Source organism: Brevundimonas sp., assembly GCF_031412435.1.
In the GTDB taxonomy this organism is placed as follows: domain Bacteria; phylum Pseudomonadota; class Alphaproteobacteria; order Caulobacterales; family Caulobacteraceae; genus Brevundimonas.
Genome location: NZ_JANODA010000012.1, coordinates 1 through 14,553 on the forward strand (window position 1 = coordinate 1; position 14,553 = coordinate 14,553).

Genomic DNA, 14,553 nt, shown 5'->3' on the forward strand with positions numbered 1-14,553 from the left:
GCGTAGAGGGCGCGGGCCAGGGGCACGTTCTCGACGATCGGAACATTGTGCTCGCGGCCGACCTCGCGGATGCGCAGGGCGACAGCGTCGACGCCCTTGGCGACGCAGATCGGCGCGGCGTCACCCTTGTCGGGCTCGTAGCGCAGGGCCACGGAATAGTGGGTCGGGTTGGTCACAATGACGGTGGCCCCGGGCACGTTCTGCATCATCCGCTGGCGGCTGCGCTGCATGCGGATCTGCCTCAGCTTGGCTTTGACGTGCGGATCGCCCTCGGTGTTCTTGTACTCTTCCTTGACCTCTTCCTTGGTCATCCGCTGGCGCTTGGCGAAGCGCATCTTCTGCCAGATGAAGTCGGCCCCGGCGCCCAGAACCAGGAAGACCAGGGTCGAGGCCATCAGGGCGATCATCATGTCGCGCGCCAGCGGCAGGATGGTCAGCGGCGACATGGCCGCCATGTTCTCGAACTCGCGGGCGTGGGGCTTCAGCACCATCCAGCAGATGACCGACACGGCGCTCAGCTTGGCGAAGGTCTGGGCGAACTGCATCAGGCCATCGGGGCCGAAGATGCGCTTGAGCCCGCCCATGGGACTGACCTTCTCCCACTTGGGCTTCATCTTCTCGGCCGAGAACAGCAGGCCGGACTGGAAGACGTTGCCGCTGACGCCGCCGATGATGGTGGCCAGCATGACGGCGCCCAGGAACGGCGCGACGGCCCAGATGGCGTTCATGCCGATCTCGACCCCGGCGCCCGCCTCCAGCCCGCCGAGCAGCAGGTGAGGCGAGGCGATATAGGGGATGAAGGACTCAGCGATCGAGGTGGCGAAATAGCCGCCGCCCATGACGATGACGGCGGTGGCTCCAAGCAGACTGAGGGCCGGGGCGACGTCGGCGGATTTTGCGACGTCGCCCTTCTTTCGCGCTTCCTCGAGTTTCTGGGGTGTCGCCTCTTCTGTCTTCGAGTCGGGATCCTTGTCGTCAGCCACCGACCGCTCCCGAGACGAACAGGTTGGCCAGGGCGCGGTAGCGGTCGATGAAGACCGTTCCCAGCACGCCGAGCGACAGGGCGAAGATCGACAGACCCAGGATGATGCTGAGCGGGGCGGCGGCGAAGAAGATCTGGAAGGCCGGCATCACCCGCCCGACCAGACCCGCCGCGAGGTTGAAGATCAGGGCGAAGACGATGACCGGCGCCGACAGCTGTATGCCCAGCATGAAACTGTCGCCCACGGTCCGGATGGCAAGCTCGGCGAAGTCGGCGGCGATCAGGGGTCGGGCCGGGGCGATCAGCTCGTAGGATCCCACCAGCCCGGCGATGAACAGGTGATGGGTGTCGGTGGCGAAGACCAGGACCGTGCCGAACAGCATCAGGAAGGCGGCGATGGTGGTGTTCTGGCCGCCCATGAGCGGGTTGGCGGTCTGGGCGAAGCTGAGCGTGGTCTGCAGCGAGACGATCTCGCCGGCGGTCGACAGGGCGCTGGTGAATATCCGCAGGATGGTGCCGATCATCAGGCCGGTGATGACCTCCCGAATGACCCAGCCGACCGTGGCGCCCAGGCTGTCGGGCAGGGCCGGCAGGGCGCCGCCGATCACGGGCCAAAGGCAAAGCGAGATGACGAGGGCCAGCGACAGGCGGATGCGCGGCGGGACGTAGGTCTCGCCGATGCCGGGCAGGGTCAGGATCATGGCGCCGATGCGGGCGAAGATCAGCCCGCCGGCCCAGACCTGATCGGCGGTGGCGTAGGGCTCCATGCGGCCCCGCTACATGCCCGAGATGCGCGCCGCGATGGTCCGCATGAAGGCGCCGAGCAAGCCCCCCATCAGCGGCAGGAACAGCAGCAGGGAGATGAAGATGGCGATGATCTTGGGCGCATAGACCAGGGTCTGTTCCTGGATCTGGGTCAGGGCCTGGAACAGGCCGATGCCGACGCCGACGATCAGGCCGACGAGGAGCACGGGGGCGCACAGCTGGATCGTCAGCCACAGGGCGTCGCGGCCCACATCCAGAACTTCCGCGCCGCTCATCGTCCAACACCCCGGGGATACTCGGCAGAAAATGCCGGGAGCGTGGTTAACGGGGGGTTAGCGGCGGCGTTGGGTCAGCACAGAATTCCCTTCTCCCCTTGCGGGAGAAGGTGGCCGCGGAGCGGACGGATGAGGGGTGTGCGTCACCAGACCGGCTCTCATCGGCCAGACTGGAGAGGTGGAAACATACCCCTCATCCGACTTCGCTTCGCTTAGCCACCTTCTCCCGCAAGGGGAGAAGGACCTTAGGACGCCGCCTTCTCGATCTGCTCTTCGGCCTCTCTCCGCCGCCCGAGCCGTTCCAGCGCCGCTGCGTGGGCGAGGTGGAGTTCGGACCACCGCGGGGCGAACGCCTCCGCCTCGGCGTATTTGGCGGCGGCCTGGGCCCAGAGACCCTGGGCGGCCAGGGCGTCGCCCCAGCCCTTCAGCGGGTCGGCCCAGCGGGGACCGCGTGCCGCCGCATCGCGAAAGCGGGTCAGGGCGCGGGCGCTGTCGCCACGCGCAAGCAGGGCCAGGCCCCGGCGCTGGTAGGCGAACGGCAGGGACGGCGCGAGGCGGATGGCGACGCCGTACTGGCGGTCCGCTTCGGCCTGCAGACCCCGCGCCTCCAGCACGTCTGCGCGGAAGGCGGCGCAGGCGACGTAGCGGTCCCCGCGCACGAAGGCGGCCTCGGCTTCGGCGTAACGGCCCGACAACCCCTCGGCCAGACCGAGGAAACAGGGCGCCTCGTAGAAGGTGAAGGCGACGTCTTCGTCCGCCTGCCACAGGACGTCGAGCGCCTCGGCGGCGACCCGGGCGGCGGGGCGGTCGTTCAGCGCCAGCGCCCGATAGGTCTCGATCATCTGGCGGGCTGCGTGGGTCAGGGGATCATCGGGCGTCGCCCCCGCGAGATGCCGCAAGGCGCCGGCGTAGTCGTGACGGCGGCCTTCGGAATCGGCCAGTGTGATCTCCTGTCCGCCCAGGACCCCCTCCCCGCCGGTCTCGGCGACGTCGGCTTCGGCGATCTCGATCGCCCGGGTCCAGTCCTGAAGCAGCAGGAGGTAGTTGGCGCTCTCCATCGGCGCGCCGTTCGCGAGGGAACTGGCCGTCATCTGCCGTCCCGCCCGCGCCGCGGCCTCCTCGCCCTCTGCATCGAACAGGGTGGCGATCAGCATCTCCCAGACTTCCTGATCGTCGGGCAGGTACTGCAACGCCAGCCGCAGCTTCTCCACCGCCTCTGTGGGCCGCCCCAGCGTCGCCAGCAGCAGCGCCCAGTCATAGGCGAGCTCTCCGCGCGATCCCGGGTGGCCGGCATAGGCGCCGGGAATGAACCGCTCTGCATCCTCGTACCGCTGGGTCGCCAGCAGATAGCTGGCGAACAGCTGGGGCTCGAACCGGCCGTAGATATATTCCGCCGCCTCGGTGATCAGGCGCGGCATCTCGGATTCCGGCCCCGTGAAGGTGCGGCCGCGCACGCCGTCGGCGCGGATGGTCAGGGACACCTCGCCGTCGACGCTGACTGTGAGGGCGCCGCCGATATGGGTCTCCTTGCCGCACCAGCCGCGCAACAGCTTGTCGATCTCGCCGATCGACACGCCGGTCGAGGGCACGACGACCGCCACGTCGCGGGTCCAGTTCAGGGCGACGGCGCGATTCTCCGACGAATTCCGGGCGTCGGCGCCGATGGTCTGGACCACATCCGATACGTTGCGGGCGATGACCTGTCCGGTGTGACCCCGCCGGGTCAGGCCGTAGGGGCTGTCGAACGGATCCACGACCACCGCGCGCGAATTGGCGGCGGTCCAGACCATCATGGCCAGGCCCGCCACAAAGGCCACGCCGACCAGGGCCGTCATGACGCGCAGGACGAAGCCCATCCGCTCGTTGGAGACCTGGGCCTTGATCAGCCGGCGCTGTTCCTCGACCAGCAGGACGGCCGGGTCCGGCGGCCCCATGGTTTCCTCGACCGCCTCCATGGCGTCCTCGGCCATTTCGATGGCGTCGAGGCTCTCGGTCGCCTTCTCGCGGCGCCGGCCCAGCCGGATGCGTCCCTCGCGCGGATCTTCGTCGGTCATCCAGCCCCCTGAAGCCGGCAGCCTAGACCGATGTTCGCCGAGGGCAAAGGCAAGCGGTGGACCTCCTTTCCTTTCGTCATTCCGGGCGCAGCGCAGCGGAGACCCGGAACAAGGCGGCGCCGAAGCGGAGCGCAGGCGAAATGTTTCAGCAGACGCGTGCGCGGCAATTTCGCGCTTTCGCGCGCCGCCTTGTTCCGGGTCTGCGAGGCTTCGCCTCTCCGCCCGGAATGACGAAAGAAGAGAAGGGCAAAGCGGCCCGACCCTTGCGGATTTCCCCTCAGAAGAGAGATTTCCCATGGCCTGGACCGCGATTTCGACCCGAAACGAGACACCACCCATCGCGCGCGGCGGGTGGCTGGACGCCCTGCGTTTCATTGTGGCCTCGCTGATCATCCTGCATCATTTCCAGGCGGCGGGCCCGGTTCCGCTGGCGGAAAGCCTGCATCCGGTGTTCGAGCATGGCGGCTTCCTGCTGACCAACTTCTTCCTGATCGACAGCGGCTATGTGCTGATGCGCGTCTATGGCGGGGCGGTCGGACGCGGCGCCATGTCGCCCGGCGACTTCTTCATCAAGCGGTTCCTGCGCGTCTATCCCGCCCATCTGATCATGGGTCTGGCGCTGGTGGCGCTGGTGGTGTTGAGCGCGGCGATCGGCGTCGCGCCGCGCAATCCGGAATGGTTCGCCTGGGACCAGCTGCCCGCCCAACTGACCCTGACCCAGGCCTTCGGCATCCACGGCGGCCTGGGCTGGAACGCGCCGAGCTGGTCGATTTCGGCCCTGGTGGGCTGTTACATCCTGTTCCCCTACATCCTGCGGGCGCTGGTGCGGATGGGGCCTTGGACGGCGCTGGCCTCGGCGGTGCTCGTCTATCTGCTGGCCAATGCGGCGTGTCACCAGTTCCTCGGCTATCCCGTCTATCAGATGCCGATGAAGTTCGGCTTCCTGCGGGCCCTGCCGCTGTTCGCCCTGGGCATGGCTCTGGCGGTCCTGTCGGAGAAGGTTTTCGTGGCGCCGCGTCTGGCCCGGATCGTCGGGGTGTCGGCGGCGGTGGGTCTGGCGGTGGTCCAGTTCTACGGCAAGAACGCCCTGATCTCGCTGACCTTCATCTCGCTGATCATCCTGGCGGCGGGCGCCATTCCCGTACTTCGCCCGTCGAAACTGGTCGAACGCGCCAGTGTCGTCTCCTTCTCGATGTTCATCAGCAACGAAGTGGTGCGCATCGCCTGGTTCGGCGTCGCCAATGTCCTGATCGCCAGATACGCCGTGTCGACGGAGGTGCAGTGGGCGATCTGGGGCGCGGGCGTCCTGGCCGCCGTGGGCTTCGCCTTCGCCTTCCACGCCGTGATCGACGATCCGATCCAGCGCCAGATCAAGCGCTGGCTTGCGCGCGGCAAGACCCGCCGCCGCCCCGTCGAACAGGGCGCGGTGGTCTCGATCGAGGGCTGATCCCTTCTAGTGGGCGGACGTCTTCGAAAAGACGTTCATCACCACCACGCCTGAGATGATCAGCGTCATGCCGATGACGGCGGGCGCATCCAGCTTCTGGCCGTTGAAAGCCCAGGCCGCGGCAGAGATCAGCACGATGCCGACGCCCGACCAGATGGCGTAGGCGATGCCCGTCGGAATCGATTTCAGCGTGATAGACAGGAACCAGAACGCGACCGCGTAGCCGACGACTGTGACCACGGTCCACAACGGGCGACTGAATCCATCCGACTGTTTCATGGCTGTCGTGGCGATGACTTCGGCGACGATGGCTGCGGCGAGCACGATGTATTTCATGCCTGTCCGGCTAGCACACGCAATGGGGCGCAAATCGGGTTGAAGTCGGAATCAGGCTGCGCTGTTCAAGTGCAGGATGTTGCCGTCCGGGTCCTTGAACCAGACCATGCGGAAGTCGCCGATCCTGTGGACTCCGTTCTCATAGGTCGCGCCGTCCATGTCGTACTGCTCGAAGACGACGCCCCTGGCTGCGAGGTCGGAGGCGATGGATTCGATCTCCTCCCCCACGCTCCAGACCACCGCATTGGCCTTGTTCGACCCGGCGAACTCCGAGACGTAAACGACCAGACGGGTGTCGCCCGTGTGGAAGATGGCGACGTCTCCCTCGCTCTCCGGCGACAGGTTCAGGCCCAGGGTCTCGCCATAGAAGGCACGGGCGCGGGCGAGGTCGCTGACGGCGACGGTGGCGGACGAGTTTCGAGCCTTGAGCATGCGTCGGTTCCTGAGGTGTCAGCGGGATAGCGTTCGGCCCGCGCCCAGCGTTCCGCTCACGGCCTCGTCAGACTTCGTCTGCTTGCGGCGCCGGGGGCATTTGTGCGCATTGAGCGCCATGTCTCCGGGTACGCTTCGCGACGTCTACATCACCGGGACCGGCGCCTTCCTGCCCGGTCCGCCGATCGGCGTTGAGGCGATGGAGGATTTTATCGGCCGCATCGGGGGGCGAAGTTCGGCTGTGGGTCGCCGCGCCCTGCGCTGGAACGGGGTCGAGACGCGCCATTACGCTCTGACGCCCGAGGGTCGCCCCCTGCATTCCAACGCCGCGATGACGGCGGCGGCGACGAAGACCGCGCTGGACCACGCTGGACTGTCGATCGGCGACCTCAAGCATCTGGCCACGGCGACGACCCAGGGCGACTATATCGTGCCTGGCCACGCCAGCGCTGTGCATGCCGAACTCGGCGCCGGCCCCATCGAGATCGCCAGCTATCAGTCCGTCTGCGCCTCCGCCCTGATGGCGGCCAAGGGCGCCTGGCTGCAGGTCCGGGCTGGAGAAGCCGAGGTCGCGGCGGCGGCGGCCGGGGAGTTCTCCTCCCGCTGGTTCCGGCCTGAATTCTATGAGGGCACCTCGCTTCTGGACGCCAAGGGTCGGGCGCGGGTCGAGGCGGACTTCCTGCGTTTCACCCTGTCGGACGGGGCGGGCGCGGTGGTGATGGAGCCGAGGCCGAGACCTGACGGCCTGTCGCTGAAGGTCGAATGGATCGACCTGACCTCCCTGGCCGGTCGGTTCGATCCCTGTATGTGGGCAGGCTCCACCTTCGCTGACCGGGCGGACATGACGTCGGCCTGGAGCCACGCCGGACCGGTCGCCGCCCACGCCTCCGGATCGGTGGCCCTGGTGCAGGACTTCGAGCTCTTGAAGATCGTCATCCGCGCCTGGATCGGGGTCTGGCTGGAAAAGGTGGATCAGGGGCGGATCGTCCCGGATCAGGTCGACCACCTGCTGTGTCATTATTCGGCCCGGTCGCTGCGGGAGGAGATCGTCAGTGTCCTCAAGAGCACCGCCGCCATGATCCCGGAGGAAAAGTGGTTCTCGAACCTGCCGACCGTAGGCAACATCGGCGCGGCCTCGATCTGGGTCATGCTGGATGAGTTCATGAAGTCGGGCCGGGCGAAGCGGGGCGAGAAGGTCCTGCTGATCGTGCCCGAGAGCGGACGGGCCATGGTCGGGTTCATGATGTGCGAGGTGGTGTGATGGCGGATGGGGCGCGTGTGGACGATCAGGTCGCGGACACCCTGCGAAAGCTCGCGGTGGTCTTCGCCGACTTCGAACAGCGGCTGGAGGCGACGCCCCTGATCCGCAAGCTGACGCGCGGCCGGTTCGAACTGGCCGACTACCAGCTGTTCCTCATCAACCTGCGCCAGCAGGTGAAGGACGGTGCCCTGTGGATGTCGCGCGCCGCGTCGAACGTCGGCGAGGGACATCTCGAACTGCGCTCGACCCTGATGCGCCATGCGGTCACCGAGCATCGCGACTTCCGCCTGCTGGAAGCCGACTTCGTCTGCTCAGGCGGCGAGGTCGAGGTGATCCGCTCGGCCCCCAAGAACGTCGGCTCCGAGGCCATCTCGGCCTGGATGTTCCATGAGGCGTCGAAGCCCGACCCGTTCGGCCTGCTCGGCGCCATGTTCATCATCGAGGGGCTGGGCTCGATCAAGGCCGCGCCCTGGGGCCGGCTGGTCAAGGAACGGCTGAACCTGCCCGACGAGGCCGTGCGGTTCCTGCTGTACCACGGCGAGAACGACGCCGAGCATATGCAGGAGTTCGAGGAGATGCTGCGGATGGTCCTTCCGGACGCCGCCGTCGCCGAACGCATCGTGAGGACGGCGAAGGTGACCGCCCGCCTCTATACCCTGCAGATCGAGGAGATCGCCGCGTGAGCCTGTCCGACGGCGGCGACACGGCGGCGTGGAAGACCGATCCGTTCGACGCGCGCCGCTATGACGCCAACGATCCCGACCCGTGGCTGGCGCTCTATCTCGACCACTCCCTGCCGATCGACCCGCAGGCCAAGCGGGCGCTGTTGCTGGGGGCGCGGTCGTGGTCGCGGCGCTGGCTGTTCCCGGTCTCGCGACCGCTCGTCTTCCTGTTCTTCGGCCTGGTGAAGGTGCTGCGGGCGATCTCGCCGCGCTATCCGAACCTGAACGGCCTCTTGCACAAGTCCATCCACTGGGGCCTGCGCACCTTCGGGTCGCCGGAGTGCAACACCCTGATCCTGCGGCATTTCCACGTCGGGACGGAGCTGCTGGCCTTCCTCAAGGCCAATGCCGGGATCGATCCGGCCCTGGTCAAGACCGTGCCCCTGAAGCCCCTGACGCTCAAGGATCTGGAGGACAATGTCTTCCTCCAGCACGACCTGAACATCTTCAACTTCATCATCGAGCTCAACATCGCGCTGCGGGCCGCCGGCAAGGAGATCACGTCGCCGGAACGGGTCGATTTCTCCATGCTGTCGGACATCGAGCCGGATTTCGAGACCTTCCCGACCGGACCGCTGAACCGCATCGACATCCAGACGGCGGTGGAGTTCTACACGCCCCTGTATGCCCTGATGCTGCCCCGCGCCGACTTCATGCGGGCCAGCCATTCGCTGCAGCTGGACGAGATCGTCGGCATCTACATCGGGCGCATCCTCGGCACCGACTACCACATGCATTTCGTCAAGAACGGCCACCCCCTGGTGACCCTGTCGACGCTGCAGGCGGGCTTCCGGCTGATGATGCACGGCCTGGATTGCGAGGCCATGCACGGCTGGCTGCGGGTGCTGAAGGCGCGTCAGGAGGCGGGGCTGCCGCTCGATCCCCGCGACCCGACCGGCGGGCCGGAACTGGCATGACGGACGCGGCGATCGACGGGTGGCGGTTCTGGATCGACCGGGGCGGCACTTTCACTGACATCGTCGCCCGCGCCCCCGACGGCGCCCTGACCACCGCCAAACTGCTGTCGGACAACCCGGACCAGTATGAGGACGCCGCCGTCGAGGGCGTGCGCCGCATCCTGAACGCCCCGCCCGGCCCCCTGCCCGCCGGTCTCGTCGCCGACATCCGCATGGGCACCACGGTCGCCACCAACGCCCTGCTCGAACGCAAGGGCGAGCCCACCGTCCTGGCCATCACGCGCGGCTTCGGCGACGCGCTGCGCATCGGCTGGCAGGCGCGCCCCGACATCTTCGCCCGCCACGTCGTCCTGCCCGAGCCGCTGCATGAGCGGGTCATCGAGATCGACGAACGCGTCCGCGCCGACGGCGCCGTCGACCGGCCGCTGGACGAGGCGGCCGCCCGTGCCGACCTGGCCGCCGCCTTCGCCGACGGCTACCGCGCCCTCGCCATCGTCCTCGTCCACGGCTGGCAATTCGCCGACCACGAGACCCGCCTCGCCGCCCTCGCCCGCGAGATCGGCTTCACCCAGATCTCGGTCAGCCATGAGGTCGGCGCCCTGATCAAGCTGATCGGACGCGGCGACACGACCGTGGCCGACGCCTATCTGTCGCCGGTGCTCGACGCCTATGTCGCCCGCGTCGGCCGGGCGCTCGGCCCCGACGTCCCCCTGATGTTCATGCAGTCCTCGGGCGGGCTCGCCAGCCCCTCGGCCTTCCGCGGCAAGGACGCCATCCTGTCCGGCCCGGCCGGCGGCGTGGTCGGCATGGCCGCGACGGCGGAGGCCGCCGGTTTCGACCGCGTCATCGGCTTCGACATGGGCGGCACCTCGACCGACGTCTCCCACTATTCCGGTTCGTTCGAGCGGACCTCCGACGCCGTGGTCGCGGGCGTGCGCCTGCGTGCGCCCATGCTGTCGATCCACACGGTGGCGGCCGGCGGCGGCTCCATCTGTCGTTTCGACGGCTCGCGGCTGCGGGTTGGCCCCGAGTCCGCCGGCGCCGTGCCCGGCCCCACCGCCTATCGGCGCGGCGGCCCCCTGACGGTGACCGACTGCAACGTCCTGCTGGGCAAGCTGCGTCCCGAGTTCTTCCCCGCCGTCTTCGGCCCGGACGGCGACCAGCCGCTTGACCACGCCGCCGTCACCGAAAAGTTCGACGCCTTGGCCGCCCTGGTCGCCGCCGCCACCGGTCGCCCGACGAACCCGCAGGACCTCGCTGAAGGCTTCATCGCCATCGCCGTCCAGAACATGGCCGAGGCGATCAAGTCGATCTCCATCCAGCGCGGCCACGACCTGACCGGCTATGTGTTGAACTGCTTCGGCGGCGCGGGCGGCCAGCATGCCTGTCTCGTCGCCGATGCGCTGGGCATGACGACCGTGATGCTGCACCCCTTCGCCGGCGTCCTGTCCGCCTACGGAATGGGCCTGGCGTCCGTCCGGACGATCCGCCAGACGACCGTCGCCGCGCCCCTGGCCCCCGCCTCCGACACGGCCTTCGCCGACCGCATCGCCGCCCTCGACGCCGAGGCCCGCGCCGACCTCCTGGCCCAGGACCTGCCCGCCGCCTCCATCGCCACCGAGGCCCGCGCCGAGATCAAGTTCGCCGGCAGCGACACCCCCCTGACCGTCCCCTTCGGTCCCGCCGCCGGGATGGCCGCGGCCTTCGAGACCCTGCACCGCCGGCGCTTCGGCTTTTTCGCCGGGGACAAGGCGCTGGTGGTCGAGACCCTGGAGGTCGAGGCGATCTCGGCAGTGGAGGCGCCGACGATCCGGACTGACGCCACTCCGACTGCGGGCCCGCCTCACATCGAATCCGTGTCCGTCCGCCTCGCCGGCGCCGACCACGCGACGCCCGTCCACCACCGCGAAGCCCTCTCCCCCGACGCCCGCATCCCCGGCCCCGCCGTCATCCTGGAATCCACCGGCACCACCGTCGTCGAGCCCGGCTGGTCGGCCCGCGTGGACCCATCGGCCAATCTGATCCTCGAGCGCACCACCCCGCGCGCCGGCCGCGCCCCCATCGGGACCCACGCCGACCCCATCCTGCTGGAGGTGTTCAACAGCCGGTTCATGGCCTGCGCCGAACAGATGGGAGAGGCCCTGCGCGCCACCGCCTACTCGGTGAACATCAAGGAGCGGCTCGACTTCTCCTGCGCCATCTTCGACGGCTCCGGCGCCCTGATCGCCAACGCCCCGCACATCCCGGTGCACCTCGGCTCGATGGGCGAGAGCATCCGCGTCGTTCTCGCCTCGCGGGGCGAGACCCTGCGACCCGGCGACGTCGTCATGCTGAACGCGCCGTACAACGGCGGCACCCATCTGCCCGACATCACTGTCATCATGCCGGTCTTCCTCAACGGCGAGCGCACGCCCGCCTTCTTCGTCGCCGCGCGCGGACACCATGCCGATGTCGGCGGGATCACTCCGGGCTCCATGCCCGCCTCCTCGACCACGGTCGAACAGGAGGGGGTGCTGATCGACGACTTCCTGCTGGTCGAGGGCGGCCGTCTACGCGACGCGGAGACCCGGACCCTGTTCGCCTCTGGCCCCTGGCCGTCCCGCAACGTCGATCAGAACATGGCCGACCTGAAGGCCCAGGTCGCCTCGTGCCAGCGCGGCGCCGACGAGCTCAATCGCATGGTCGCCGAGTTCGGGCGCCCCGTCGTCGAGGCCTATATGGCCCACGTCCAGTCGAACGCCGAGGAAGCCGTCCGCCGCGCCATCGCCGCCCTGAAGCCCGGTTCGTTCGCTTACGAGATGGACGACGGCGCCGTCATCCGCGTCCAAATCGACGTGGACCCCGACGCCCGAACGGCGAAAGTCGACTTCACCGGAACCAGCGACCAGCGCCCGACCAATTTCAACGCCCCCCTGTCGATCACCCGGGCGGCGACCCTCTATGTGTTCCGTACCCTGGTGGACGACGCCATCCCACTGAACGAGGGCTGTATGAAGCCCATCACCCTCATCGTGCCGGAGGGGTCGATGCTGAATCCCCGCTATCCGGCGGCGGTGGTGGCCGGAAATGTCGAGACCAGCCAGGCCGTCGTCGACACCCTGTACGGCGCGCTCGGCATCCTCGCCGCCAGCCAGGGCACGATGAACAACTTCACCTTCGGCGACGCCACCCGCCAGTACTACGAGACCATCGCCGGCGGTGCGGGTGCCGGTCCCGACGCCCCGGGCGCCGACGCGGTCCAGAGTCATATGACCAACAGCCGCCTGACCGACCCGGAGGTGCTGGAGACCCGTTTCCCCGTCCTGCTGGAGGCCTTCGCCATTCGCCGGGGCTCCGGCGGGGCGGGTGCGGCGAAGGGGGGCGACGGCGCCACCCGTCGGGTGCGTTTCCTGGAACCCATGACGGCGGCGATCCTGTCCGGTCACCGCCGAATCGCGCCCTTCGGGGCGGCGGGCGGCGAACCGGGAGAGGTCGGGGCGAACAGTATCGAGCGCGCGGACGGCTCGGTGGAGGTGCTGGGGTCCACCGCCGAGACCTCGATGGCCCCTGGCGACGTCTTCGTCATCCAGACCCCCGGCGGCGGCGGGTTTGGATAACGCTCCCTCTCCCACTGGGAGAGGGAATAAGGCACGGTGCCCCCCGACACTCGGGGGGAATCGTCGATGCTCGTGCTGCTCGGAATACTGGTCGTGGTCGCGGGCTTCGTGGCGCGGATCAATCCGCTTCTGGTCATCCTGGCCGCCGCCATCGTCACCGGCGTCTGCGCGGCCATCGCCCCCGGCGTCAGCCTGGCCGCCCTGTTCCAGGCAGGCGTCGCGACCCTCGCCGCCTTCGGGGAGGCCTTCAACGACAACCGCTATTTCCACGTCGTCTGGCTGATCCTGCCCGTCATCGGCCTGCTGGAACGCGCCGGTCTGCAGGAGCGCGCGCGGATGCTGATCGCGAAGGTCAAAGCCGCCTCGGCAGGGCGCCTGCTGCTCGTCTATCTCCTGATCCGTCAGGGGACCTCAGCGCTTGGCCTCACCTCGCTCGGCGGCCACCCCCAGATGGTCCGGCCGCTGGTCGCCCCCATGGCTGAAGGCGCCGCCGAGATCGAGGCCGGCGGGACCCTGCCCGACGCCGTCCGCTTTCGCATTCGGGGCATGTCGGCCGCGACGGACAACATCGGCCTCTTCTTCGGCGAGGACATCTTCATCGCCATCGGCTCGATCATCCTGATGGTCGGCTTCCTCGAACAGGCCGGCATCATCGTCGAGCCGCTGCAGCTTTCGGTCTGGGCCATCCCCACCGCCATCGCGGCCTTCCTCGTCCACGGCGCGCGGCTGCTGATGTTCGACCGGGAGGTGCGCAAGGCGATCGCCGGCGGCCAATCCGGGCAAACCTCGGAGGCCGGAAAATGATCACCCTGGATCAGGTCTACATCCTCGTCGGGCTGATGTTCCTCGCCTTCGCCATCCTGACCCTGCGCGATGCGAGCCATCCGACCCGGATCCGCAGCGCCCTGTTCTGGGGTCTGCTCGCCGGATCCATGCTGTTCGGCTCGTACCTTGGCGGGCTGGGCAACGGTCTGCTGGTCGTGGCCCTCGTCGCCCTCGCCGGCCTGTCGAAACTCGGCGTCGGCAAGCCGGAGACGACCACGCCGGATCAGCGACGCGAGAGCGCGTCCCGGCGCGGCAATGCCCTGTTCCTGCCGGCCCTGATCGTGCCCGTCGTCGCGGTCGGCGGGACCCTGGCCGCCAAGCACACCGGCTGGGGCGCGGCCCTGTTCTCCTCCACCCAGACCACATTGATCGCCCTGGCGCTCGGCTGTCTGATCGCGCTCGGCGCCGCCATGGCCTGGCTGCGGCCGCCCGCGACCGCGCCGCTGCACGAGGGTCGCCGGCTGATCGATTCCATCGGCTGGGCCGTGCTCCTGCCCCAGATGCTGGCCGCGCTCGGCGCCATCTTCCTGGCGTCCAATGTCGGCGGCGTGGTTGGCGAAGTGGTGACCCAGGCCGTGCCGATGAGTTCGCCGCTGGTCGCCGTCATCGCCTACTGCCTCGGCATGGCGCTGTTTACCGTCATCATGGGCAACGCCTTCGCCGCCTTCCCGGTCATGACGGCGGCCATCGGCCTGCCCTTCGTGGTGGGACAGTTCGGCGGCGATCCTGCCATCGTCTGCGCCATCGGCATGCTGGCCGGCTTCTGCGGCACCCTGCTGACGCCCATGGCGGCCAACTTCAACGTGGTGCCGGCCAACCTGCTGGAGCTGCCCGACCGGAACGCCGCCTTCAACGGCGTCATCCGCGCCCAGGCCCCGACCGCCCTGATCATGCTCGGGGTCAACATCGCCCTGATGTACGCCCTCGCCTTCCGGTTCTGA

At 68.5% G+C, this 14,553-nt stretch carries 13 protein-coding genes; 7 read left to right on the plus strand and 6 right to left on the minus strand.

The features are described 5' to 3' along the window. From RMO01_RS02470 to RMO01_RS02485, 4 genes are all read right to left on the minus strand, one after another. Positions 1 to 983, minus strand: a 983-nt coding sequence (locus RMO01_RS02470; protein ID WP_309627467.1) for a flagellar type III secretion system protein FlhB, incomplete at its 3' end; no start/stop codon positions are given. Further along, positions 976 to 1,749 carry a flagellar biosynthetic protein FliR gene (fliR, locus tag RMO01_RS02475; protein WP_309627468.1) on the minus strand — a complete coding sequence of 258 codons (774 nt, stop codon included), beginning with the start codon at positions 1,747 to 1,749 and terminating at the stop codon, positions 976 to 978. The genes fliR and RMO01_RS02470, both read right to left, overlap by 8 nt. A 9-nt stretch (positions 1,750 to 1,758) precedes the next feature. Continuing rightward, positions 1,759 to 2,022: a flagellar biosynthesis protein FliQ gene (gene fliQ / locus RMO01_RS02480; RefSeq protein ID WP_309627469.1), complete on the minus strand. Its 264-nt coding sequence runs from the start codon at positions 2,020 to 2,022 to the stop codon at positions 1,759 to 1,761. Positions 2,023 to 2,267: 245 nt separating this feature from the next. Beyond that, on the minus strand, positions 2,268 to 4,076 hold the full coding sequence (locus tag RMO01_RS02485; protein WP_309627470.1) for a tetratricopeptide repeat protein: 1,809 nt from the start codon (positions 4,074 to 4,076) through the stop codon (positions 2,268 to 2,270). A gap of 295 nt (positions 4,077 to 4,371) precedes the next feature. On the opposite strand from RMO01_RS02485, the gene RMO01_RS02490 reads away from it, so the two are divergent. Continuing rightward, positions 4,372 to 5,523, plus strand: coding sequence for an acyltransferase (locus tag RMO01_RS02490; protein WP_309627471.1), 1,152 nt, complete (start codon positions 4,372 to 4,374; stop codon positions 5,521 to 5,523). A 6-nt stretch (positions 5,524 to 5,529) separates the two neighbouring features. Here RMO01_RS02490 and RMO01_RS02495 read toward each other — a convergent pair whose 3' ends face one another. After that, positions 5,530 to 5,859, minus strand: coding sequence for an SMR family transporter (locus RMO01_RS02495; RefSeq protein WP_309627472.1), 330 nt, complete (start codon positions 5,857 to 5,859; stop codon positions 5,530 to 5,532). 51 nt (positions 5,860 to 5,910) lie between these two features. Next, positions 5,911 to 6,291 carry a VOC family protein gene (locus RMO01_RS02500; protein ID WP_309627473.1) on the minus strand — a complete coding sequence of 127 codons (381 nt, stop codon included), beginning with the start codon at positions 6,289 to 6,291 and terminating at the stop codon, positions 5,911 to 5,913. A 118-nt stretch (positions 6,292 to 6,409) separates the two neighbouring features. Between RMO01_RS02500 and RMO01_RS02505 the strand changes: the two genes are divergently transcribed. From RMO01_RS02505 to RMO01_RS02530, 6 genes are all read left to right on the plus strand, one after another. Further along, positions 6,410 to 7,552, plus strand: a complete 1,143-nt coding sequence (locus tag RMO01_RS02505) for a beta-ketoacyl-ACP synthase III (protein WP_309627474.1) — start codon at positions 6,410 to 6,412, stop codon at positions 7,550 to 7,552. After that, on the plus strand, positions 7,552 to 8,235 hold the full coding sequence (locus RMO01_RS02510; protein ID WP_309627475.1) for an iron-containing redox enzyme family protein: 684 nt from the start codon (positions 7,552 to 7,554) through the stop codon (positions 8,233 to 8,235). Before RMO01_RS02505 ends, RMO01_RS02510 begins: the two co-directional genes overlap by 1 nt. After that, the gene (locus tag RMO01_RS02515; protein ID WP_309627476.1) at positions 8,232 to 9,191 is read left to right on the plus strand and encodes a DUF6999 family protein; all 960 of its coding nucleotides are present in this window, start codon (positions 8,232 to 8,234) and stop codon (positions 9,189 to 9,191) included. Before RMO01_RS02510 ends, RMO01_RS02515 begins: the two co-directional genes overlap by 4 nt. Next, positions 9,188 to 12,787, plus strand: a complete 3,600-nt coding sequence (locus RMO01_RS02520; protein ID WP_309627477.1) for a hydantoinase B/oxoprolinase family protein — start codon at positions 9,188 to 9,190, stop codon at positions 12,785 to 12,787. The genes RMO01_RS02515 and RMO01_RS02520 overlap by 4 nt, the downstream gene beginning before the upstream one ends. 66 nt (positions 12,788 to 12,853) lie before the next feature. Beyond that, on the plus strand, positions 12,854 to 13,591 hold the full coding sequence (locus RMO01_RS02525) for a DUF969 domain-containing protein (RefSeq protein WP_309627478.1): 738 nt from the start codon (positions 12,854 to 12,856) through the stop codon (positions 13,589 to 13,591). Further along, positions 13,588 to 14,553, plus strand: a complete 966-nt coding sequence (locus RMO01_RS02530; RefSeq protein WP_309627479.1) for a DUF979 domain-containing protein — start codon at positions 13,588 to 13,590, stop codon at positions 14,551 to 14,553. The genes RMO01_RS02525 and RMO01_RS02530 overlap by 4 nt, the downstream gene beginning before the upstream one ends.

Coding starts and splice junctions, on each gene's coding strand:
- fliR (WP_309627468.1), bottom strand. CDS start 1,749: ATGGAGCCCTACGCCACCGCCGATCAGGTCTGGGCCGGCGGGCTGATC.
- fliQ (WP_309627469.1), bottom strand. CDS start 2,022: ATGAGCGGCGCGGAAGTTCTGGATGTGGGCCGCGACGCCCTGTGGCTG.
- RMO01_RS02485 (WP_309627470.1), bottom strand. CDS start 4,076: ATGACCGACGAAGATCCGCGCGAGGGACGCATCCGGCTGGGCCGGCGC.
- RMO01_RS02490 (WP_309627471.1), top strand. CDS start 4,372: ATGGCCTGGACCGCGATTTCGACCCGAAACGAGACACCACCCATCGCG.
- RMO01_RS02495 (WP_309627472.1), bottom strand. CDS start 5,859: ATGAAATACATCGTGCTCGCCGCAGCCATCGTCGCCGAAGTCATCGCC.
- RMO01_RS02500 (WP_309627473.1), bottom strand. CDS start 6,291: ATGCTCAAGGCTCGAAACTCGTCCGCCACCGTCGCCGTCAGCGACCTC.
- RMO01_RS02505 (WP_309627474.1), top strand. CDS start 6,410: ATGTCTCCGGGTACGCTTCGCGACGTCTACATCACCGGGACCGGCGCC.
- RMO01_RS02510 (WP_309627475.1), top strand. CDS start 7,552: ATGGCGGATGGGGCGCGTGTGGACGATCAGGTCGCGGACACCCTGCGA.
- RMO01_RS02520 (WP_309627477.1), top strand. CDS start 9,188: ATGACGGACGCGGCGATCGACGGGTGGCGGTTCTGGATCGACCGGGGC.
- RMO01_RS02525 (WP_309627478.1), top strand. CDS start 12,854: ATGCTCGTGCTGCTCGGAATACTGGTCGTGGTCGCGGGCTTCGTGGCG.
- RMO01_RS02530 (WP_309627479.1), top strand. CDS start 13,588: ATGATCACCCTGGATCAGGTCTACATCCTCGTCGGGCTGATGTTCCTC.